Source organism: Flavobacterium sp. GSB-24 (assembly GCF_027924665.1).
GTDB lineage: Bacteria > Bacteroidota > Bacteroidia > Flavobacteriales > Flavobacteriaceae > Flavobacterium.
In genome coordinates this window covers 2,778,477-2,802,078 of sequence record NZ_AP027043.1, presented here as the reverse complement: position 1 = coordinate 2,802,078, position 23,602 = coordinate 2,778,477, and the positions used below count along the sequence as shown (strand labels likewise).

General features: G+C 34.2%; 17 protein-coding genes. 11 read left to right on the top strand and 6 right to left on the bottom strand.

The features are described 5' to 3' along the window. The first annotated feature begins 27 nt into the window (after positions 1–27). From QMG60_RS12200 to QMG60_RS12185, 4 genes are all read left to right on the top strand, one after another. A complete protein-coding gene (locus QMG60_RS12200) occupies positions 28–948 on the top strand; it encodes a homoserine kinase (protein ID WP_281865064.1) in 921 nt (306 codons plus the stop codon). Positions 949–1,099: 151 nt separating this feature from the next. Next, a complete protein-coding gene (gene thrC / locus QMG60_RS12195) occupies positions 1,100–2,389 on the top strand; it encodes a threonine synthase (protein WP_281865063.1) in 1,290 nt (429 codons plus the stop codon). A 251-nt stretch (positions 2,390–2,640) separates the two neighbouring features. Further along, positions 2,641–3,549 carry a hypothetical protein gene (locus tag QMG60_RS12190; protein ID WP_281865061.1) on the top strand — a complete coding sequence of 303 codons (909 nt, stop codon included), beginning with the start codon at positions 2,641–2,643 and terminating at the stop codon, positions 3,547–3,549. 130 nt (positions 3,550–3,679) lie between these two features. Next, positions 3,680–4,816 carry a hypothetical protein gene (locus tag QMG60_RS12185; RefSeq protein ID WP_281865060.1) on the top strand — a complete coding sequence of 379 codons (1,137 nt, stop codon included), beginning with the start codon at positions 3,680–3,682 and terminating at the stop codon, positions 4,814–4,816. A gap of 184 nt (positions 4,817–5,000) precedes the next feature. Here the strand turns inward: QMG60_RS12185 and QMG60_RS12180 are convergent, their stop codons facing one another. Continuing rightward, positions 5,001–5,396 carry a helix-turn-helix transcriptional regulator gene (locus QMG60_RS12180; protein ID WP_281865059.1) on the bottom strand — a complete coding sequence of 132 codons (396 nt, stop codon included), beginning with the start codon at positions 5,394–5,396 and terminating at the stop codon, positions 5,001–5,003. Between the two features lie 220 nt (positions 5,397–5,616). Next, complete coding sequence (locus tag QMG60_RS12175; protein ID WP_281865058.1) at positions 5,617–6,393, bottom strand: hypothetical protein; 777 nt, start codon at positions 6,391–6,393, stop codon at positions 5,617–5,619. 172 nt (positions 6,394–6,565) lie between these two features. Between QMG60_RS12175 and QMG60_RS12170 the strand changes: the two genes are divergently transcribed. Further along, positions 6,566–7,072 (top strand): GNAT family N-acetyltransferase, encoded by a 507-nt coding sequence (locus QMG60_RS12170; protein ID WP_281865057.1) that lies wholly within the window; start codon positions 6,566–6,568, stop codon positions 7,070–7,072. Between the two features lie 202 nt (positions 7,073–7,274). On the opposite strand, the gene QMG60_RS12165 is transcribed toward QMG60_RS12170, so the two are convergent. Next, a complete protein-coding gene (locus QMG60_RS12165) occupies positions 7,275–7,847 on the bottom strand; it encodes a Crp/Fnr family transcriptional regulator (protein ID WP_057118596.1) in 573 nt (190 codons plus the stop codon). 240 nt (positions 7,848–8,087) lie between these two features. Here QMG60_RS12165 and QMG60_RS12160 point away from each other — a divergent pair, with 240 nt between their 5' ends. Continuing rightward, positions 8,088–9,197 carry a pectate lyase-like adhesive domain-containing protein gene (locus QMG60_RS12160; protein WP_281865056.1) on the top strand — a complete coding sequence of 370 codons (1,110 nt, stop codon included), beginning with the start codon at positions 8,088–8,090 and terminating at the stop codon, positions 9,195–9,197. A gap of 408 nt (positions 9,198–9,605) precedes the next feature. Here the strand turns inward: QMG60_RS12160 and QMG60_RS12155 are convergent, their stop codons facing one another. The 3 genes from QMG60_RS12155 to QMG60_RS12145 all read right to left on the bottom strand — a co-directional run bounded on the left by QMG60_RS12155 (position 9,606) and on the right by QMG60_RS12145 (position 11,921). Then, complete coding sequence (locus QMG60_RS12155) at positions 9,606–9,989, bottom strand: DUF3037 domain-containing protein (protein ID WP_281865055.1); 384 nt, start codon at positions 9,987–9,989, stop codon at positions 9,606–9,608. Further along, positions 9,979–10,761 carry a HipA family kinase gene (locus tag QMG60_RS12150; protein WP_281865054.1) on the bottom strand — a complete coding sequence of 261 codons (783 nt, stop codon included), beginning with the start codon at positions 10,759–10,761 and terminating at the stop codon, positions 9,979–9,981. The genes QMG60_RS12155 and QMG60_RS12150 overlap by 11 nt, the downstream gene beginning before the upstream one ends. Before the next feature lie 302 nt (positions 10,762–11,063). After that, positions 11,064–11,921, bottom strand: a complete 858-nt coding sequence (locus tag QMG60_RS12145) for an NAD(P)H-hydrate dehydratase (protein ID WP_281867936.1) — start codon at positions 11,919–11,921, stop codon at positions 11,064–11,066. Positions 11,922–12,155: 234 nt separating this feature from the next. Here QMG60_RS12145 and gcvT point away from each other — a divergent pair, with 234 nt between their 5' ends. The 5 genes from gcvT to QMG60_RS12120 all read left to right on the top strand — a co-directional run bounded on the left by gcvT (position 12,156) and on the right by QMG60_RS12120 (position 23,601). Next, on the top strand, positions 12,156–13,238 hold the full coding sequence (gene gcvT / locus QMG60_RS12140) for a glycine cleavage system aminomethyltransferase GcvT (RefSeq protein ID WP_281865053.1): 1,083 nt from the start codon (positions 12,156–12,158) through the stop codon (positions 13,236–13,238). A 204-nt stretch (positions 13,239–13,442) separates the two neighbouring features. Then, positions 13,443–15,479 (top strand): carboxy terminal-processing peptidase, encoded by a 2,037-nt coding sequence (locus tag QMG60_RS12135; protein ID WP_281865052.1) that lies wholly within the window; start codon positions 13,443–13,445, stop codon positions 15,477–15,479. 314 nt (positions 15,480–15,793) lie between these two features. Next, the gene (locus QMG60_RS12130; RefSeq protein ID WP_012024626.1) at positions 15,794–16,507 is read left to right on the top strand and encodes a YebC/PmpR family DNA-binding transcriptional regulator; all 714 of its coding nucleotides are present in this window, start codon (positions 15,794–15,796) and stop codon (positions 16,505–16,507) included. Between the two features lie 291 nt (positions 16,508–16,798). After that, positions 16,799–21,523: a hypothetical protein gene (locus tag QMG60_RS12125; RefSeq protein WP_281865051.1), complete on the top strand. Its 4,725-nt coding sequence runs from the start codon at positions 16,799–16,801 to the stop codon at positions 21,521–21,523. A 2-nt stretch (positions 21,524–21,525) separates the two neighbouring features. Continuing rightward, positions 21,526–23,601, top strand: a complete 2,076-nt coding sequence (locus QMG60_RS12120; protein ID WP_281865050.1) for a hypothetical protein — start codon at positions 21,526–21,528, stop codon at positions 23,599–23,601. Position 23,602 lies beyond the last annotated feature (1 nt).

Below are 23,602 nucleotides of genomic sequence, written 5' to 3'. Positions count from 1 at the left end.
CTTAGCATCTTAGAAACTTTAAAAAAAATGGAAATTAAACTATTTTGCCCAGCAACTATTGCAAACCTCTCATGCGGATTTGACGTACTCGGACTTTGCTTAGACAATGCGGGCGATGAAATGATTGTTCGAAAAGTAGATCAAAAAGGAGTTCGAATCACAAAAATTGTGGGTGCCGATTTGCCTTTGGAAACCGAGAAAAACGTTTCTGGAGTTGCAGCTTTGGCCATGCTTGAAACTCTAGACGAACTTGATTTTGGATTTGAAATTGAAATTTATAAAAACATAAAAGCGGGAAGCGGAATCGGAAGCAGTGCTGCAAGTTCTGCCGGAGCGGTTTTCGGAATTAATGAATTATTAGGAAGACCTTATTCTCGTAAAGATTTAGTTCAGTTTGCAATGCAGGGCGAGAAATTAGCCAGCGGCAACGCACATGCAGACAATGTTGCTCCTGCCCTTTTAGGCGGTTTTACTTTGGTAAGAAGTTATGCACCGCTTGATATTATCAGAATTGATAGTCCAGAGGAATTGTACGCAACGGTGGTTCACCCGCAGATTGAATTGAAAACCTCGGATGCTCGTTCGGTTTTAAAACAAAATGTTTCCCTAAAAAGCGCCATTATGCAATGGGGAAATGTGGGCGGATTGGTTGCAGGTCTGTACACCAAAGATTACGATTTGATCGGAAGATCGCTTCATGACGAAATCGTTGAACCTTTGAGAAGTGTTTTAATTCCGGGTTTCGATTTAATCAAACAAACGGCTTATGAAAACGGCGCTTTAGGTTCTGGAATTTCAGGTTCTGGCCCATCAATTTTCGCATTAAGCAGAGGAAAAGAAACCGCAGACCAAATCGCAAAAGCCATGAGCGAAGTGTACGAAAAAATGAGTTTACCGTATGAAATTCACGTTTCGAAGATAAACCCTGATGGTGTCCGCATCCTTTAGCACTTCGTGCGCAATAAGCTGTAAGCAATAGGCTTTAGGCTTTGAGCCTCGGGACTTAAATAAAAATATTTAAAACAATTTCAGGCTTCCATTTACACAAGGCAAAAAGCTTAAAGCGTATTGCCTAAAGCCTAAAGCAATAAAAAAAAAAATGAAATACTACAGTTTAAACCACAATGCCCCAAAAGTTTCTTTTCAAGAAGCTGTTATACAAGGATTAGCAAGTGACAAAGGATTATATTTCCCAGAAAGCATCACGCCTCTTGATCCTTCATTTTTTGATAAAATTGAAAGTTTAAGCCACGAAGAAATTGCTTTTGAAGCGATTAAACAATTCGTAGGCGACGAAATACCTACTGAAAAACTAAAAGAAATTATTGCCGAAACTTTAGTTTTTGATTTCCCTGTTGTGAAAGTCGAAGACGGAATCTATTCGTTAGAATTATTTCACGGACCAACAATGGCTTTTAAAGACGTTGGAGCGCGATTTATGTCACGTTGTTTGGGCTATTTCAATAAAAACAAAAAAGACGCTAAAAACACTGTTTTAGTAGCGACTTCGGGCGATACAGGCGGAGCTGTTGCGAGCGGATTTCTGGGCGTTGACGGCGTTGATGTTGTCATTTTATATCCATCAGGAAAAGTGAGCGATATTCAGGAAAAACAATTGACGACTTTAGGACAAAACATTAAAGCGCTTGAAGTGGATGGCGTTTTTGACGATTGCCAGGATATGGTAAAAAGAGCGTTTTTAGACGAAACTTTGGCGCACAAAAACCTGACTTCGGCAAATTCTATTAATATTGCGCGCTGGTTACCGCAAATGTTTTATTTCTTCTTTGCTTACAAAGCGTTGAAAAGCCAAAACAAACCTCTAGTTTTCTCTTGCCCAAGCGGTAACTTCGGGAATATCTGCGCTGGAATTATGGCAAAAAAATTAGGTTTGCCAATTGAACATTTTGTTGCTTCTACAAACGTAAACGACACGGTACCAAGATTCTTAGAAAACGGAAAATACGACCCGAAACCTTCTAAAGCGACCATTTCTAACGCAATGGACGTTGGAAACCCAAGTAACTTTATTAGAATTCAGGAATTATACAATAATGACTTAAAAGCTTTTGAAAAAGATTTCTCTTCTTATAGTTATACTGATGAAGAAACTCTTGAAGCTCTAAAGAAAATTTATAACACAGACGGTTACATCGCAGAACCTCACGGCGCTGTTGGATATTTAGGTTTGAAAAAAGAACTTCAAAAATATCCTAACGCCATTGGTATTTTCTTAGAAACCGCTCACCCAATTAAATTCTTAGATGTAGTTGAACATGCTTTAGGAATTACGCTTCCGATTCCAACACAGATTGAGAGTGTTATTAATGAGGAGAAAGTTAGTGTGAAGATTGGGACTTATGAGGAGTTGAAGGATTTCTTAAATTAAAAAACATATACAAAGATGATTAAGCGAGTAAAAAAAATTACCCGCTTTTTTTATTGCATTACCATAAAAAATATACAGTAAGGAAATCCGTAAAAATTGGCAATAAAAAAACTATACATTTGAAAAGCAAGAAAACGAAATAAAGTTTCGCATATCTCCCCTTATTCAGTTGTATAAACGAAATTTTATCCGCCTATAAACAAGTTAGGGGTAATGCTAAAAAACACTTTACGATAAATATTCATTTCATTATGACAGACATAAAAGTTAAATCAATTTTTTTAAGACCAAACAGAATTATTGAAATATACATTTGGATATTTATTAGTTTGCTAGTTGGAGGTAGACCTTTTTATTGGGGAGTGGTTTGTGGAAAATTTCGTTATTCAGAATTCTTTATGGAATTTTATATGGAAATACTTTTCGCAATTTTAGTATTTCTTTTTCCATTTCTTTTCCAACTTATTTTTGCAGAATTACCTTTTGAATATCTTAGAAACAGAAGATTTAGAAACATTCATCATGAAGATCTGGCTTCAAAAATAGATTCAAAACCAAGTAAAAAAATACAACACAATAATATTGCTGAAGAAACTCTTGAAATCAAAAAGGAAATTAGGTCACAGAAAGAAGAAATACTTCTTGAAAAGTATTTAAACCAATCTAAAGATATTGCAGATAAATTATATTCCAGGTCAGGTGCATATTTGCTTATTGGATGTTTAATTGCATTTTTTGGTGTATTATTTTTCTACTTTCAAACAACAAGTCTTCATAATTCTTTAGCACCGATAATAAAAGATTTGAGCGCATCAAAAATTCTTTTTGAGTATCTACCTCGAATAGGAACTCTAGTTTTCGTTGAAGCGATCGCATTTTTTTTCTTGAAACAATACAGAGTAACTATGGAAGAATACCGTTATTATGAGGCTATTAAAAGACAGCGTGAAAATCAATTGACTACTTTGAAATTTTTCAATGATTACAAGGAAAAACCAGATTATTTTGAGAAATTAATTCAAGCGTTAAATTTTGCGGAAAATCCAAATAAATTACTTAGTGGGGAAACTACTAGCATTATTGAACAAGAAAAATTAAGTAAAAGTGACTCTGATGTTATTGAAAAAGTTGTCGAACTACTAAAATTGTATAAAAAATAAGCCACACTACAGCTAACAGCTACTACCTCCGCTAGCGCGAGCGTCTCGCTCGTGACACAATGAAATTCAAAAACCAATTGAGATAGGTACAAGTGAGACGCTTGTACTTGTAAGAGAAAATATAATAAAAATGCAAAATTTCATATTTTATTCATGGCAGTCTGATTCTCCAAATAATAAGAATAGAGGATTTATCGAAGATTGTTTAGAAAAAGCTATCAAGGAAATAAATAATGAAAATATAAATCTTGAAGTTGCGGTTGATCGAGATACAAAAGGAATAAGTGGAACTCCAGACATTGTTCGCACAGTCTTTTCAAAAATTGATTTAGCCAGTATATTCATTGCTGATATTTCTTTTATAAACCCTAATACAGATTTTAGGAAATGCCCAAACCCAAATGTTTTAGTTGAACTTGGTTATGCAGCAAAAGTACTTGGATGGGAAAAAATTATTTGTATTTTCAATACAGAATTTGGTAAAGTAGAAGATCTGCCATTTGATTTGAGATTTAGACGTCCATTAACATATAAATTTGATTCTGAATCAAAACTAGCTGTAAAAAAAAAATTGATTGGTATACTCAAAAATGAAATTTCAATCATAATTGAACAACAAGATAACAATAGAGATCTAAAAATATTTCTCAAACAGCAAGTTGATAAAGAAATTATCAGCATTTGTAGCCACTTATACAAAATGATATTAGGTTATGGACCTTTTACAGAAAGTCAGCTTTATGAAGTAGTTAATTTGACACTAGAAGAATTAAAACTGAAATTGTTTGAAAAAAAAATCATTGGTTTTACAGTAATCAAGGATTGGAAATATTATATTAATACATTTAAATCGATATTGAACCAACCTCTTTTTGCACATCAAGCCGACCAAAATTTAAATAATGCAATGATTCAAGTTATTAAAACAATAACTACTTTGTCAGTATATCAAAAGCATCGCAATATCTTTTATGATACTAAAACTGAAGTTAAAGATCTCAGCATTGTTTATGGGAAAGATTTGAATGAAATAAATCCAGAAGACAGATATGTTCTAATAAAAAAAGTAGATGAAGAAAAAGGAAAAGTTGTTGATTCTGGAGTTATTCAAAAATACAACATTGATAAAGCAACAAATTATTTGATAATAAATGATGAATTCGATAACTATGTTGAAGCAATTTTTAATCTTTGTAAATCTTTACAGAGTTATATAATAAAAACTGGCAATACTATAATTATTGACCCTTTATACTTCAGAGTTTAATCTTTATTGATACCAAACATTTAAATACTTCCAGCACGAGCATCCTGCTCGTAAATACAAGAAATTCAAAAATCAATTGGAACGTGCACGAGCGAGACGCTCGCGCTAGCAACAAGAAGCAAGAAACAAAAAAAAAGACCTTCATCAAAGGTCTCTTTTCAATTTAATATATCTTCAAAAACAGTTATTTCCCATTCAATAACTTCTCCAAATACTCCACTTTATCTTTTTCAGCTTGCACCAAACGTTCATAAAGTTCAACTACTTTATCTAAAGGATTAAAAGTACAATTGCAATTGTAATCACCTGAAGCAATTGCACTATGATCTTGAAAAGTATTTCCAATAATATTAAAAACCGCTTCTTCCGAAAAGTTCTTTAAAGCTTCAACAGAAACATCAAGAGCTTTTGCAATCTCCATTAGTTTTTGTTCGTCTACAGTTTCACTGTTTTCAATAGCAGAAACTGCCTGCTGACTTATTCCTAAAGCCTGTGCCAGTGCTTCCTGTTTCATATCTTTAAGCTCTCTGATACGGCTTATATTTCTGCCGATATGTTTTGGTTTTATTGCTGTACTCATAATTCAAAGATATTTAAAATTCTGAAACGAAAATAGATTTTGGTAAAAAACAAGATTTTTTTGTAAGATACTTTTTATAATTCAAAAATATAGGTTCGGACGCGGATTTGACGGATTCGTTATCACGAAGACACGGATTGACACAGATTTATTATTGAATAAAAAAATCCGTTTAAATCAGCGTTTTTGCGAAAGCAAATCCGTTTCATCCGCGTTCTATTTAAGCGGTTTTCCTCGTCCCAACCAAATACAAAATCTTCGCAGGTCCAGATCTTATTTTTCCAACTTCCCAGTTAAAACTTTCTTTGTTATTTAATTTAGAAATCAATTCATTCATTTCTTCAACAGAATAGGTTCTTAAAGACGAAACTACACCATCCCACAAAACCAAAAGCGGCACAATCGGAATTAAGTAGGTAAAAATGATTCTGCCAATTTTAAACGGTCTTATAAAAGGTGTTGTCAGCAAAACACTAATTGGCGAAAGAATCATGGCAATAATACTTGGAACGCTTCTCTCCTGCCCTTCAAAAATCGCAATCGAACTATTGGTATCAACAGCATTCTGCAGAATCTGCTGTGCATCTTTAGGTTTAAAATGATGAAGCGATAAAAATTGCGTGCGAAGTCCTTTCAGGTTTTCGGGAACGTTTCTGGCATCAATCGGAGTTGTAATAAATTCGAAATTATCGGATTGTTTTTGAGTATATTCGAATGCAGAAATATTCGGAAAATAATCTGTCAGCAAAATCTTGAGACTGGGATTGTTTTTTCGCAATTCGTTATTCAGCCAAATCAGTCCGCCACCACCGCCCGATGCCAAATCAATAATTTGATTGGTCTGGCTTTCTTTTAATCCCTTTTCGATAATAGGAACAATAGCTTTGTATATGGCAGTTTTATTCGAAAGAAACTGTAAAAAATCAGTCATATAATCTCTAATGAATTCGGGAAGCCATTGTTGATCTTCAAATTCAAATAAGTGAATCCTGCTCATACTTTATTGATTTTGTGTTCAATACAAATTTCTATATTTTTATTTAAATATTTACTACCCTAAATTTAAAACATCTTTTTCTGATTCACCATCAAATTGTAATTTTGCATTTCACATTTCACATTTCACATTTCACATTTCACAATTCACAATTCACAATTCACAACCCTATATGATTACAAAAGCATTACTCGAAGATATTCCCGCATTAACAACCTTAATAAATTCAGCCTACAGAGGAGAAACTTCCAAAAAAGGCTGGACAACCGAAGCTCATTTATTAGAAGGAAAAAGAACCGACGAACCCGAAATGACCGAAATCTTTCTGGATCCAAAAAATACGATTCTGAAATTTACAGAAAATGACAAGATTATTGGTTCGGTTTTATTGGTTGAAAAAGGACACCAATTGTATTTAGGAATGCTGACGGTTTCGCCAGAACTTCAAAACAGCGGAATCGGGAAAAAGCTTTTGGCTGAAGCCGAAAATCAGGCTAAAACTTTAGGATTGTCGAGTATTATTATGACCGTTATTTCGGTTCGTGAAGAACTTGTGGCTTGGTACAAACGCCACGGTTATGCTGATACTGGCAAAAGAGAAGCTTTTCCAGAAAGTGAAATTCACGTTACGATTTCTGATGTGCCTTTGGAGTTTATTTATTTGGAAAAGAAGCTTTAAGTTTTTTTTGCCGCGAAGGCGCTACGGCACTAAGTTTATTTTTTATTTTAATCTCGCAAAGACGCAGAGTCGCAAAGTTTTTTTATGCAGTTTCCATACATAAAAAGAGCTATCAAATTGTGCAATTTTCACATAGCGTTAGACGCACAGCAGTGCGTCTCTACAAAAAACTTTGCAGCTCTGTCCTTTTGTCCCTTTTAAACTAAGAAACCCTTCTTTTAATCTTTGAGAGAAATTCATGTGAAACTCCCAAATAAGACGACAAATTCTTATTGTTAATACTTTGTACTTTTTGCGGATAACGGTCTTTAAAATCAAGATATCGTTGTTTTGAGGTTTTATTCAAAACATCTAAAAGTCTTTGTTGAATCGCTACATTCGCGCGTTCGATCATCAGCACATGGAATTGCATGAGTTTTGGAACTTCTTCAAACAATTGTGCTTTTTTGACTTTGCTGATTACTAAAATTTCACTGTCTTCAATGGCTTTAATGTTGTAAGTTGTTGGTTTTTGATGGTAAAAACTTTCGAGATCACACATCCATTCATTTTCAAAAGAAAAGAAAATTACGGTTTCTGTTCCATTTTCATTTAAGATGTAGGTTTTAAAGGAGCCTTTTAGAATAAATCCTTCATAACTGTTGTTGGAATCTTGTGTCTGCAAAAACTGATTTTTCTTGAGTTTAATAAGCTCTGCTTTTGAAACAATAATGTTCCATTCTTCATCTGTGAGCGGAACTTTTCTCTCAATGTTTTTTCGTAGTAGGTTGTACATTCTTTTGTGGTTTTTTGTTTAGGAATAAATTTGTTTTTCAATTCACTCTTTATTAGGGGCTTAAAAAATGTAATCGATTACGTAAAAATAGGTTATTTATGCATTTTTGTAAATTTTGAACTGTTAAAAAAACATATTTATTAGATTTTTTTTCAAAAGTTTGAACTTGTTCAACTTTTTTCGTTCAAATTATAATCAGATTTGTGTTGTTAAACTTTTATAAATAACCAAACTTTAATTATGAAACTACAATCAACACTCTCAATGTTTTTACTAACATTGACTTTCGGATTTACAGCATGTAATTCTGAAGAAATTGCTTCAACAACCACAGAAGCGAGTACTGAAACAACAATCGAAGCTGTAACCACTAATCCAACAGCAAAGATTGGAAACTGCGCTGAAGTTCCTGGATGGGCTTCACAAAACGGAGGCACAACCGGCGGAGGATCATCTGCTGAAACAACTGTAACTACCTACGCACAGTTGAAATCGGCTATTGAAAATACTTCGGTAAAAGTGATCAAAGTTTCTGGAACTATCACAATTACAACAAGATTGTCTTTCCAAGACCAGACTGGAAAAACGATTTACGGAGCAAATGGTGCAAAATTGGTTTCGACTAATCAAACTAAAGATGCTTCTGGAATTATCAACATTAAAAGGTGCAAGAACATCATTATTAGAAATCTAATTTTTGAAGGTCCTGGCGCTTACGATACTGACGGATGGGATAATGCCATTCTAGACGAATGTACTAATGTTTGGGTAGATCACTGCGAATTTAGAGATGGTGTTGACGGAAACTTCGATATCAAAAACAAATCAGATTATATCTCGGTTACCTATTCTAAATTCCATTATTTAAAACCACCAAAAGCGGGAGGTTCTGGAGGATCCGACGATCACAGATATTCTAACTTGATTGGTTCCAGCGACGGTGCAACTGGCGACCGTGGAAAATTAAGAATCACTTTTGCAAGATGCTGGTGGGCTCCAGGCTGTAAAGAAAGAATGCCAAGAGTTCGTTTTGGAAAAGTACATTTGGTAAACAATTTCTTTAACAGTACTGTAAGCAATAAATGTGTTGCTGCAGGTTTTGAAGCTGATATTCGAGTAGAAAGCAACGTTTTTGAAGGTGTAAAAACTCCTATCGATTTAATGACTGGCTTTACTGCCGTAACTGCAACTGACAATGTTTTTACTAGCACAACAGGAAATCAAGCTGGAAGCGGTACTGCGTTTACACCTCCATATTCTATTTTAAAATTGGACAAAACTGCTGTTAAGGCTGATATTTCAGCGAATGCAGGAGCAACTTTAGGCGGTAATGTCTGCGGTTCATTTTAAATGACTCTGGATAGCAGAATTGAGTTAGTTTAGTTTTTATTTTTTTAAACCATATAAGTTATATAAGATAATTTAAGTTTTAGTCTAAATTATATTATATGTTTATATGGTTTTGCTTTTTTGTTTGCCACGAAAGCACAAAGACGCTAAGTTTTTTTTAATCTCGCAAAGTCACGAAGTTTATCATAACGCAACCATATAGTTTGTCATTTCGATCCCGAGGCTTCGGGATCGAAATCTCCGCGAGAAGCTCTACAAAGATTGGATTCTCTTTACGGAGTTACTTGTGGAGATTTCTCGTTCCTCGAAATGACAAGATTGGGGATAATGCATGAAAAATAAAACTTTGCGACTTTGCGAGATTCCTTTTTAAGCTAAATCTTAAATTATCTTATGTAACTTATATGGTTAAAGCACAAGTTCCTGAAACAATCTCTGAATCGTTTTCTCCAAATCCTGACACAAACCCGGATGAGGTCTTGACGTTTGAATTGCAGAACTTCTAATAGCGGTTAACCATCTAAAACGCTCTGGGATTTCAAATTCGGCAATTGGACCGCCGTCTTTGGTTCCGTTTGTTATTTTTTCTAATGAAGTCAGATTGCATTCTAATTGTTCAATATCAAAATCGGCAGAAAGGGCTTGGATTTTTTCTTTATTGAGATGGAAAAGTACTTTTATAAATTTGGCTTTTTTGCAAAACAGAATGATTCCGATATTCAGGAATTCTTCGCGTTCTACCCTTGGCACAACACGAATTACAGCATATTCGTATAGATGATTATCTTGCATTTTGAGCCTGATTTACAAATATTTCTGAATTCTCTAATCTCGTCTTTAAAAACTGTAAATATACATTTCGCAGTCCTTCTGGTGTTTCATCTGTATCTTCCCATTGCAGCCAGTCAACTGGAATTGTATTGACAATTTCTTCTAAAATTTCTGGTGTTAGAATTGCTTTAAACTCGGCATCGACTTCTTTTAGAAGTGAAGCCTGAGGCAATAAAACATGATCTTTGATCAACGCAAACGGACTTTTGGCATGTTGTTCCCAATTGTTCCAAGAATGATGAAAATATAAACATGCTCCATGATCGATCAGCCATAACTCTTTATGCCAGATCAGCATATTGGTATTTTTGAAAGTTCTGTCAACATTCGTGATATAGGCATCCAGCCACACAATCTGCGAAGCTAATTTAGCATCGACAGTTGTTACAACAGGATCAAAAGTTATGGCTCCAGATAAAAAGTGAAGTGCCAGATTTAATCCCTGACTTCCTTGCAGTAAATCCTGAATTTCTTCATCGGCTTCTGTTCTTCCAAAGGCTTCATCGAGATTTGCGAATACCAATTCGGGAAGCTGCAGTTTTAAAGCTTTTGCTATTTGTCCGCCTACTAATTCGGCTATAAGGGCTTTTACGCCGTGTCCGGCACCTCTGAATTTTAATACGTATTTAAAATCGTCATCGGCTTCTGCCAAAGCGGGTAAAGAACCGCCTTCGCGCAGTGGCGCTATATATCGCATGACGTTTACCGTTCTGAGATCGAAGTTGTTTTTCATAAATACAAACTTACGGATTTTGATTTTAGATTGCAGAGTGTAGATTTTAGATTTTTTTCAGATTGTAAAATTGTTTTACGTAGATTTCAAATAGATTTAAGCTGATTTTGCTGATTCTCTATTCTTAATTTTACTCTCGCAGGTTCTGCAGATTTATTCATTTTTGTCATCCTGAGCGAAGTCGAAGGAGCGTAAAGATATTCCTCAAAATTTATTCCTTGTTGAGTTACTTGAGTGCCCCTCGACTTCGCTCAGGGTGACAAGTAGTTCGATATAATATCAATTGACTAATTGACTAATTTTCAAATTGGCACATTAGCTAATTCCAAAAAAGCTTTTCCTAAATATTTAATAATTGTAGAAGCTGTAAAAGATTCATAGCCCGTTTTTGGCAAGGCTAAATCGGCTGTTAAGCCATGAAGGTAGACGCCAAATTTTGAGGCGTATTTGGGTTCATAGCCTTGTGCTAAAAGACTTGTGAGGATTCCGGTAAGTGTGTCGCCGCTTCCTGCGGTTGCGAGTGCTGCGTTTCCTGTTGTGTTTTCGTAAACCGAAGTTCTATTGATAATGAATGTCGGTGCGCCTTTCATGACGATTATGACTTTATATTTTTCTGAAAAAGCAATTGTTTTTTGAAATTTTTCCGATTCTGAATTCCATTTTCCTATCAAGCGTTCTAATTCTTTTGGATGAGGTGTTAGAATCGTATCTTCTGGAACTAATTCGAGCCAAGATAAATTCTGCGCAATAATATTTAAAGCATCTGCATCGAGGACTAAAGGCACTTTATTAGACCTTAAAAATTCAAATAAAGCTTTTTGAGTTGCCAGCTCCTGTCCTATTCCTGGACCAATTCCGATTGCCTGCGGGGTTATTGGCAGATGAATATTGGTAATAAAATTGACGTTTTCATCGGTTGCAACCATCACTTCTGGAATGGAAATTTGAAGGATTTGATAACCGCATTTGGGTACAAAAGCTGTTACGAGTCCGCAGCCTGTTTTTAGACACGATTTTGAGGCTAAAACCGCTGCACCTATTTTGCCATAACTTCCGGCAATAATCACCGCATGACCTTGTGTCCCTTTATGTGCTTTGGAATCTATTGGTTTGTATAATTTCAGAATTTCTTCTTTTGTAATTAAATACGATGATTTCATTTGAATACTTTTATATAATAAAATTACATAAAAAATCGAAATCATGATTGTTCTTTTGAAACTGTTAGCCCTAGCCCTGATAGAAGCGGCATCCTTTTGTTTTTTTCTTTAAAAAACAAAAGATATAGCGGATAGCAGGAAATAGCTCCTAATCATTGCGAAATTTATAATTTAGAGTATCTTTTTTCGATATTTTTTGAATAAATTTGCGACTGAATTTTATAAAACAACACAATGAAAAATACTGCGCTTACGCACATACATGAAGGTTTAGGAGCAAAAATGCTTCCTTTTGCGGGTTATAATATGCCTATTACTTATGAAGGGGTTAATGCTGAACATGAAACGGTTCGTAATGGTGTGGGCGTTTTTGACGTTTCGCATATGGGTGAATTTTTGTTAACGGGTCCAAATGCTTTGGCTTTGATTCAGAAAGTAACTTCAAATGATGCTTCGACTTTGACAATTGGAAGAGCGCAATATTCTTGTCTTCCTAATAATGAAGGCGGAATTGTTGACGATTTGATTATTTATAAAATGAAAGAGGAAGAGTATTTACTGGTTGTAAATGCTTCGAACATTGAAAAAGACTGGAACTGGATTTCTTCTCACAATGATTTGGGAGTAGATATGAAAAATGTTTCTGACGATTATTCTTTATTGGCAATTCAAGGTCCTAAAGCGGTTGAAGCTATGCAGTCTTTAACTTCTGTAGATTTGTCTGCGATTACTTACTACCATTTTGAAGTGGGTGATTTTGCTGGTTTTAATGATGTAATTATTTCTGCTACAGGATATACTGGTTCTGGAGGTTTTGAAATTTACTGCAAAAATGCTGATGCAGAAGCAATTTGGAATAAAGTTTTTGAAGCTGGTGCGTCTTTCGGAATTAAACCAATTGGTCTTGCAGCGCGTGATACTTTACGTCTAGAAATGGGATTCTGTTTGTACGGAAATGATATTAACGATACAACTTCTCCACTTGAAGCTGGTTTAGGCTGGATTACTAAATTCACAAAAGACTTTACAAATTCTGAGAACTTGAAAAAGCAAAAAGAAGAAGGTGTTTCTAGAAAATTAGTTGCTTTTGAAATGCAGGAACGTGCGGTGCCAAGACACGATTACGAAATCGTAGATGGTTCTGGAGCTGTAATCGGAATTGTAACTTCAGGAACTATGTCGCCTTCTATGAATAAAGGAATTGGTTTAGGATACGTTACAGTGGCTAACAGTGCTGTTGACAGTGATATCTTTATTAGAATTAGAAAAAATGATGTTCCTGCTAAGGTGGTTAAACTTCCGTTTTACAAGAAATAGTTTTTAAAACTTATATAATTTGAGAATGCATTACTTAGTCAAAGTAATGCATTCTTTTTTTGCTTTAAACTGAAATGTATTTGTCAAAAATATCAATTTGTGCATTTTGTAGGTAAAAACTTTTTGTCGTCGATATTTTAGTAAAAAGACTACTATTTGTGAAAAAATAAGTGTAACTTTAATCTGAACGATGAATTCCCATTTATGAAAAAAATTTCACTACTCCTTTTTTTGCTGACATCAACTGGATTTTTTGGTCAGAACAGCGCAGAAACTTGTGAAATATTAAACAAAATAAATGCGCTTATTCAAGCTGAACATCTTAGACCTAAGCCTGTTGATGATAGTTTATCTGTGTTCGTTTTTGACAACCTCATTAACGAGCTGGATCCTTCTCGTAATATCTTTTTTAAGAGTGAATACGACGAAATGGCTGCCAAATACAGATACAATTTAGATGATTTAATTCTGAAAAATGACTGCAGTTTTCTTACTGATATAAAAGCTAAATATGTAAATGGCCTTGTTCGAACTAAAAAAGTATTAGAAAAGATTCAGACTACACCAATAGACTACGCTAAAAAAGATACGATTCGTTTTTACAAAAAGTCTTTTGCTTTTTATTTAAAGAAAGAAGATATAGAAAAGGTCTGGAATAAAAAACTACGCTATCAAATATTAGATGATATTGCCGAAACCAGCAATAATCTAGATTCTATAAAAGCCAATTTTAAGTCAATTGAATTGGTGTCAAAAAATAAGATCCTTACCAATGAAATCTGCCGTTTTAACACTCTACTAGACACTAATACAAAGCAGGAAGAGAAATTATATAATTTCTTCTGCACTTATTTTGATCCGCATACGGCTTACTTTAGCGATGATTCGAAAACGAGTTTTGTAGCTTCTTTATCTAAGGAACATTTATCTCTCGGAATGACTGTTAATTTGAATGAGAAAAATGAAATTATTATTGATGAGGTAGATCCAAATGGGCCAGCCTATCAAACGGGACAGGTTAAAAAAGGGGATCAGATTATTTCTATTTCAAATCAAAAAGAAACTCTGCAGGTTTCGTGTGCCTCGTTAGAATCTATTTCAACCATGATTTTATCGGAAAATAATAGACATATTACACTTACTTTAAAACGCAATTCGGGCAAAAGTTTTGATGTTTATATTGAGAAACAAGTCATGAAAGACGAGGAAAACTCTGTCTTTAGTTTTATAATCGGTAAAGACAGTAAAATTGGTTATATTAAAATCCCGAGTTTTTATGCTGATTTGGATGGAAACAGCCGAAAAGGCTGCGCTGATGATGTGGCAAGAGAGGTTGTAAAATTGGAAAGAGATAACATAAAAGGACTTGTTATTGATCTAATTGACAACGGCGGCGGCTCGATGGAAGAGGCTATAAAATTGGCTGGTATGTTCGTGGATTACGGTCCGCTTTCAATTGTAATTGATAATAAAAAAGAAAAAACGGTAATTACAGATCCTTTCAAAGGCGTTATCTATAGAGGTCCAATTGTGGTTTTGGTAAACAGCAACACAGCTTCTGCAAGTGAATTTTTCTCTTCTATTATGCAGGACTACAATCGTGCATTATTATTAGGAAGCAGTACTTTAGGAAAAGCGACAATGCAGACTATTCTTTCGCTTGACGAGGAAAAAAATACTGATTTCTTAAAAATTACTATTAATAAATTTTATAGAATTACGGGAAGAAGCCATCAATATATTGGTGTAAAACCAGATGTTGTGCTGCCGGAATTTTACGAAGATATTTATCAGAAAGAAAGTGATTTTCCGACTGCGATCAAAAATGACAGCATTGAGCCTTTTTTGAAATACAAAACCTATGTAAAACGAAACTTAATTGATAAAATCGCTAAAAATAGTTCTGCTAGGCTTGCTGATAATTATTTCTTTAACAACATAAAAAAGATTAACCTTAAAATTGACAAACTTGTAAATACGCCTAAAGCAGAAATCCCGATGACTTTGGATGCGGTTTTTAAACAAAAAAAGACTTTTGATGCTCTTTGGACTGAAATCAATACTTTTAATGATGAAAATAATCCGCTGGATGTTTATAATTCCAGTATTAATCAGCTTTTACTAGGTGCTTATCCGACGGATAAAACCATAAATCAAGATCAGATGGACAATCTTAAGACTAATCCTTATCTGAACGAAGCGGTAAATATTATTAATGAATTTAATGGCGGGAGTAAATAGCTTTTGTTTCAGGTTTCAGGTTTCAGGTTTCACCGCTTTTTTTAACCGCAAAGTCCGCAAAGATTTACCCAAAGTACACAAAGAAATTTTTTAAGTTAATTTTATAAAATAATAAGAGTTCGCAATGCTATGGGGACAAAGCTTTGCGAACTTTGTGTTTATAAACATAACTTTAAAGAAAAAAACTTTGCGAACTTTGCGGTTAAATTCAACACAAGACATAGGACTTGAAACCTGAAATAAAAAAGAGTTGTTTTGTTTTTGGAAAAATAAGGAATAACCGTATTTTTGCATCTCAAAACTAAAAATTAGAAATGGGAAGAGCATTCGAATTTAGAAAAGGAAGAAAAATGAAACGTTGGTCTGCAATGGCCAAAACATTTACCAGAATTGGTAAAGATATCGTAATGGCTGTTAAGGAAGGCGGTCCGAATCCAGACGCCAATTCTAGATTAAGAGCTGTTATACAAAACGCGAAAGCTGCCAACATGCCGAAAGACAATGTGGAGCGCGCGATTAAAAATGCAAGTAATAAAGATACTGCCAACTATAAAGAAATTTTGTTTGAAGGATATGCTCCTCACGGAATTGCAATTTTAATTGAAACTGCTTCTGATAACAATAATAGAACTGTAGCAAACATTAGAAGTTATTTTAATAAATGTAACGGAACTATGGGAACTCAAGGTTCTGTTGAGTTTATGTTTGACCACACTTGCAACTTTAGAATTGCAAAAGATGGTATCGACGCTGAGGAATTAGAATTAGAATTGATTGATTTTGGTGCCGAAGAAGTTTTTGAAGATGAAGACGGAATCTTAATTTATGCACCTTTTGGTAGTTTTGGAGCGTTACAAAAAGAATTAGAAAATAGAGGTCTTGAAATTCTATCTTCTGGTTTTGAACGTATTCCTCAAATAACTAAAGAATTAACTGAAGCTCAAATCGCTGATGTTGAAAAATTAATTGAGAAAATCGAAGAAGATGATGACGTTATGAACGTTTATCATACAATGAAAGAAGAATAATCTTCTACAATACTTGATATTAAAAGGCTCCAGAATTATCTGGAGCTTTTTTTTTACCAGAATGTGGAAAACCGTAAAGATTTGTATTACAAAATGTTTACATTTGGCAAAAATTTAACAGTCTATTACGTTTTAAACCAATTCTATAAATTGTATGGATTAAAAAATTAAAAAACCAAACTGATTCATTTTAAACAAATTAGAGTCCCAATTGCCTGTCAATGCAATTCTTATTTGTTAAAAAGATTTACATATATCCAAAAATAATACCACAACCAAACCTACTAAAAATTGAAAAAAATTACTTCAAAGTTTTCCTCTTTTGTATTAAGTATAGTTTTATTTCTCGTAAGTTTTAATAGTTTTTCTCATACTTATCTCGATACAATAAGTAATAAAAGAAAACCTATACCTGCAAAAAGCATTATTTTAAATAATGCTGCCAAACAATCAAGTAGTTCTTCCAAATATGAGTTGAATACTGAAAGTGAATTCACTAATTCATATATTCAAAAAAACTATCCAATTGGCGATCCTACAAACGGATTTTTAGATAAGGCTAAGGAAGTTTTTAAGGAAATTGATAAAACCGAAAACGTTACCGATTTTTTAGAGCCTAAAAGCTTAGCGCAGCTTCCGCTGGGTATTAAAAAAACTATTGGAGGAATTCAATATTCTTTAGGTATAAGTAATGCAAAATTTACTCCTCAATATACCGAATTAACTGCATTTGTAAAAATTGTACTTCCGCAGACTGATTCTTTAGGAAACAGAAAGGAACTTTTTTTTGGGGCAAATAACATTAAACTTTCTCACAAAGGAGGTCTAGTTGGCGACACCAATCTTGTTTTACTAGGTGATGTGCCTATTAAAATGTTTGGAGACAAAACGCTATTAGTACTAAAAGGCGGCATGGAAATGGCCACTGGAGAGGTTAAAAACAAAACCTATGTAACCATTGATTGTAATGGTTTTAAAGAATTAGGTGTTGAGGCAGATGTCATTTTCTCCAGAACAATGCTTGAGCCTGTTGATGCTACTTACAACGTCATCCCCGGCACCAGTCAAGTCAAGTCCAGTTTTAAAGCTGTTGTTGGTAACTGGAATGATATTTTAATAGATATCAATATACCTACTTTTCAACTCACTAAACATCCTGGTTATTGTTTTGAATTAAACAATGCTGTTATTGACATGAGTGACTTGCGTAACTCATCTAATGTCATATGGCCAAAAGACTATGAAAAGGATTATTTAGTTCCTGGAAATGAAAAATTATGGAGAGGATTTTTTGTCCAATCTCTTAAGTTAGTTCTGCCTTCTCAATTTAAAAAGAAAGGTACTAACGAACGAATTACTTTCAAGGCAACCAATTTGTTAATTGACAGAATGGGAGTTTCTGGAACTTTTTCTGGAGAAAACATCTTAAGTCTTGGAGAAGGAAATGCGTCTGGATGGCAGTTTTCCGTAGATCGTATTGAATTAGGTTTTAGAGCCAATTCTCTCGTTGCTGCAGGGTTTAGCGGAGGGATTGTTTTACCAGTTTCTTCAGGACAATGCACGGCAGAAGGAAGAGGTGAACTTGGCTATACTGCGGTTTTTAATACTATCGATAATGAATATCTTTTAAAAGCAGAGATCAAAAATGATATCTGTTTTCAAGTATTTAAAGGAAATGCCTCTTTAGAAAAAAACTCTTATGTTGAGTTAAAAGTTAAAGAAGGCAAGTTTTTACCAAAGGCTGTTTTATACGGAACTTTATCACTTAACGCCAGTAACAAACCTGCTACAGCCGTTGATGCAATAGATGGTGAAAAATATGTAACTGTTTATGACGACAAAGGGAATGTTATTGTTCCAACAAAGAAAGAGACAGTTGCTTTTAAAGGTATTATTTTTCAAAATTTAACTTTACAAACAGTAGTTCCCTACATAACAGCCGACTATTTTGGATATAAAAATAATCCGGAAAAAGATGCATCAGTTAGTAATTTCCCTGTAACAATTAATGAAATTGCCTTAACCGCAGATACGCAATCTGCCAGTTTAAAAGTCGATTTAGCCATTAATTTGATGAAGGACCAATTTAATGGAGAAACTAAATTCTATGTAATTGGAAAATTTGCTCCAGAAGAAGGGATTCAAAAGTGGAAATTCGACCGTCTTAAATTTGAAGAAATAAAAGTCGCCGCCGATCTTGGAGGTGTTAAATTTAAAGGAAGTATTACCATATTAGACAATGATCCTATTTATGGAGATGGCTTTAAAGGAATGCTTGGTGCTGATTTTACAGGCGGTATTTCTGTTGAAGCAAATGCTATTTTTGGTTCTAAAAGCTTTAGATACTGGTATGTTGATGCAATGGTCGACAACCTAAATATTCCTGCTGGCGCCATTACCTTTAAAGGTTTTGGTGGAGGTGCTTACTACAAAATGAAAAAGGACGGATTCAGCAGCAGTTTTGTTGCTTCTGGATCTAATTATGTTCCTGATGAAGATTCTGGCCTTGGTGTTAAAGCCATGCTTAAGTTTGCCGGAACTGCAACTGCCGATGCTTTTTGGGGTGGTGCTGGATTTGAAATCGCTTTCAACACTCACGGTGGTATTAACCGAATCAGTATTTATGGAGAAGGCCACGTAATGCAGACTTTTGAAATACCTGGAGTTGACGAACTTAAAGATGCTTTAAAAGCAGTAACTGAAAACGAGTCATTAATGTCTAAAGTTGCATTGGAAGCTCTAAAAACTTCAAATCTATCAAAAGCAGCAGAAGATTTATACCCTACTGATGTTAAACAGCGAATGGGAATTAATGCCTTTGCTGCAATCGAATATGATTTTAGATCTAAAACATTACACGGAACATTTGATTTATACATAGATACTCCTGGAGGTTTTATTAAAGGTCGTGCTTCTGGAAACCGAGCAGGATGGGCTGTACTGCATTTTGCGCCAGATAAATGGTACATTAGAATGGGGACGCCAACAGACCGATTGGGGATAAAATTAGCCATAGCTTCTCTTGAAGTTGAAGCTGGAGGATATTTCATGATTGGTGATGATATTCCTGGCAGTCCTCCTCCACCTGCTATTGTTGCTCAAATTCTTGGAGTCAGCGCAGATTCGCTTGATTATATGCGAGATGAAAATAGTGTAGCTTCGGGTAAAGGTTTTGCTTTTGGTTCTGATTTTAGTTTAAAAACTGGAGATATCACTTTCTTAATCTTTTATGCAAACTTCCAATGTGGTTTTGGATTTGACATCATGGTAAAAGATTATGGCGAAGCACAATGTAAGGGTTCTGGACAAATTGGTTTAAATGGCTGGTATGCTAATGGGCAGTCTTATGCTTATCTGCAGGGCGAGCTCGGAATCAAGATTAAATTATTCATGATTAAAAAGAAAATATCCATTATAAAAGGAGGTGGAGCCGTTCTATTGCAGGCCAAATTACCTAACCCCGTCTGGATTCGAGGTTATTTAGCAGGAAATTTTAGTTTATTAGGAGGAGCCGTTAAAGGAAGTTTCAGATTTAAACTAGAGTTTGGAAAACAATGTGAATTTGTTAATGATGCTCCATTAGGCGGTCTAAAAACAATTGCAGATATCACTCCTGCCGAAGGTGCAAAAGATGTCAGCGTATTTGCTGTTCCACAGGTTGGATTTAATATGCCTATTGAAAAAAGTTTCACATTGGAAGAAGATTCTGGTGTAAAAACATATAAACTGAAATTAGAAGAATACAGTATTAAAAAAGATGGTGTTGCCATTGTTGGAGATATAACATGGAATCCAACAAAAGATTTGTTAAGTTTTACGCCTTCTGAAGTATTGCCTCAAAATTCAAACCTTACCTCTACAGTAAAAATAAGTTTTCAGGAATATGTAAATGGAACTTGGAAAACGGTTTATGATGATGGACAAATAGCTACTGAAACTGAAGTTAGAAATTTCACTACAGGACTTGCTCCAAACTATATTCCGTTGACGAATATTGCTTATTGTTATCCGGTAATGGATCAGAAATATGTTTATCAAAACGAATCGAAACAGGCTTATGTTGTTTTAAAACAAGGTCAGACTTATTTGTTTGAATTAAAAGAGGGACAATCGCAAAAAGCATTTTATAAAACGGGAACAAACTCAAATACTGGAGCAATTACATACAATACAACTCTTAAGAAAGTGAGTATAGATTTACCTGTTTTACAGACATCTAAGCCGTATAATATTTCATTAATGACACTTGAAACAAAAACTGATGCAAACAGTAATTTAAAAGAAAGTTATACGACACAGGATTTAGGTGAAGATGCAAGTCTTACTGTAAAAGACAACAAACTGGGAGAAGTTGTTACCGGCGGACAAGGTGTAGAATTATTACAATATAATTTCAATACAAGTCAGTACAACAGTTTCTCAGAAAAAATGGCTGCTAAAAAACCTAAACAAACGTTGACAGAAATTATTTATTCTGATGTTCATGCTTTACAATCATTAAACAGCTCTACTGAGCCTTTTGATGAAATCGAAATTATTGGTAATGCTAAAACGATGAATGTCCCTTTGATAAATGTTGAAGCAATATTAGATGACAGTTATTACAAAAATGAGATTTTCCCATTAGTATATCAAGGATATCCATTAGAGACAGATTTACAATTTGACAGAAGCACAACAACTCTTGGTGTTCCGCCTACAAAAGGTGTAGAAACATTGGCTTGGTATCAAGATTATATCATTAATAATCCGACAAGTTATATGCTAAAAGAGTATCTGCCTTATCGATATAATCTGCCATTTTACTATAAAACAGATTTTGTCAATTTAAGATATAAGGTAGTAAATAAGTACTTAAACACTTTAAACCAGCAAATGATTTCGAAGTATGATTATATCATAAATGGTAAGTTCCCGTACATCAAACAAGGTCAATATAACATAAAACTGAATTACACTCTTCCAGGAGGACAATTAGGAAGCAGTTCTATATTCACATTCAATAAATCAATTTAATAATGAAGTTCAAATTTTTCTTTATCCTTTTTTTAATTTTCACTTTTTCTGGAATTGCTCAAAACAATTCTAAGGAAAACAACGACATAGAAAAAAAGAACGAAATCCAAGTAATAGCTAGAGTTCAAAAAGACCGCATTTTATTGCGCTGGGCTGTAAATACTCCAATTGCTTGGAAAAAATTAAACGCATACGGTTATTTAATAGAAAGATTTACAGTTACAAGAGATAATAAAACGCTGGCAAAACCAGAACGTGTTGTGTTAGCACAAGCTTATAAACCTCAACCTGTAGAAACCTGGGAAAAATTAATTGATGAAAATGATAATGCTGCAATTTTAGCTCAGGCTATTTATGGCGAAAGTTTCAGTGTAACTGGAACAGACAATTTAGAATCGATAGTAAATCTGTCTGAAGAAGCAGAACAACGTTTTACTTTTGCTTTATATACAGCTGATAAAGATTTTGAAGTTGCTAAAAAAGCAGGTTTAGGTTTTGAAGATAAAGATGTAAAACAAAACGAAAAATATGCTTACCGAATCTCTTCGAATGTTCCTGAACAAGAATTGAGCATCGTTTATGGTGGTGTATTTGTAAGTTTAAAAGAATATGAACCACTGCCAAAACCAATGGATCTTAGTGCTCATTTTACAGACAACAGTACCATGTTAAGCTGGAATTTTAAAATTTTAGCTCATGTTTATGGAAGTTATTACATAGAACGGTCTACTGATAAGGTTAATTATAAACGACTTACAGATAAACCGTACACCAGTTTAAGTCAAGAAAACGCAAATAATAACAGAATCTTTTATGTTGATTCTATTGCTAATAATACGTCTTACCATTATCGTATTCAAGGTATTTCTCCGTTTGGGGAATTAGGCCCTTATTCTGATGTAGTTTCTGGTAAAGGAAAAGCTTTATTGAAATATGTCCCACATTTGACGGTAAAAGACTTTAAAGACGATTCGACAGTCACTTTAACTTGGGAATTTCCAGAAGAAGGCAATAATGAAATCTCTGGATTTGAGCTTAATCGTTCCGATTATGACGATGACAAATACACCAAGGTAGTCAAAAACATTCCTGCTAAGGATCGTACTGTAACTTATAATAAGCTGCTTGCTACAAATTATTTTACGATAACAGCTGTTGGAAAAAATGGAAACAGCCGTACCTCCTTTCCTATGCTGGTTCAGCCTGTCGATTCAATTCCGCCAGCAAAACCAATTGGTTTAAAAGCAACTATTGATTCCTTAGGAGTTGTAAAAATATCTTGGACTCCAAACAAAGAAAAAGATCTTTTAGGATATCGTATTTATAAAGGAAATACTGCTGAAGAAGAATTTAGTCAGCTGACAGTGAGTCCGCATGAGAAAAATACTTTTGAAGATAAAGTAATTCTTAAAAGTTTAAATAGCAAAGTATATTATAGAATTATCGCTGTCGATTACCGCTATAATATGTCTCCTTTCTCTGAAACATTAATTGTGAAAAAGCCAGATATTATACCTCCTGCTTCGCCTGTTTTTACCAAATATGAAATTAAAGACGGCGCCGTGTTTTTAGAATGGGCAAACAGCCAAAGTGAGGATGTAAAATCTCATCAGCTTTATAGAAAAGAAAATGATCAGGAAAAATGGGAATTAATATGGAGCGGTATTGATAAGTCAGAGTCTTATCAAGATAAAAAAACGATTGAAGGTGCAACTTACAGATATGCCATTTTTGCTAAAGATGAAAGCGGATTAGTTTCAAATCCCTCACCAGAAGTTGCATTCTTTGTTCCCAAATATACCGTAAAACCAGCTGTAAAAGGTTTCTACGCACAAGCCAATACTACTACAAAAAGTATCGACTTATCTTGGAGCTATGATGAAACCGGTATAGAAAGCTTTGAAATTTATAAAGCAACCAATGCAGAACCAATGCAGCTGATTCAAATGGTAAAGCCTGAAACTAGAAAATTATCTGATCCAACGCTTACGATTAATACCACTTATAAATACGGAATACGAGCTCTTTTTAAAGATGGAAGAATGTCTAAAATGGATTTTTACACCGTTAAATTTTAAT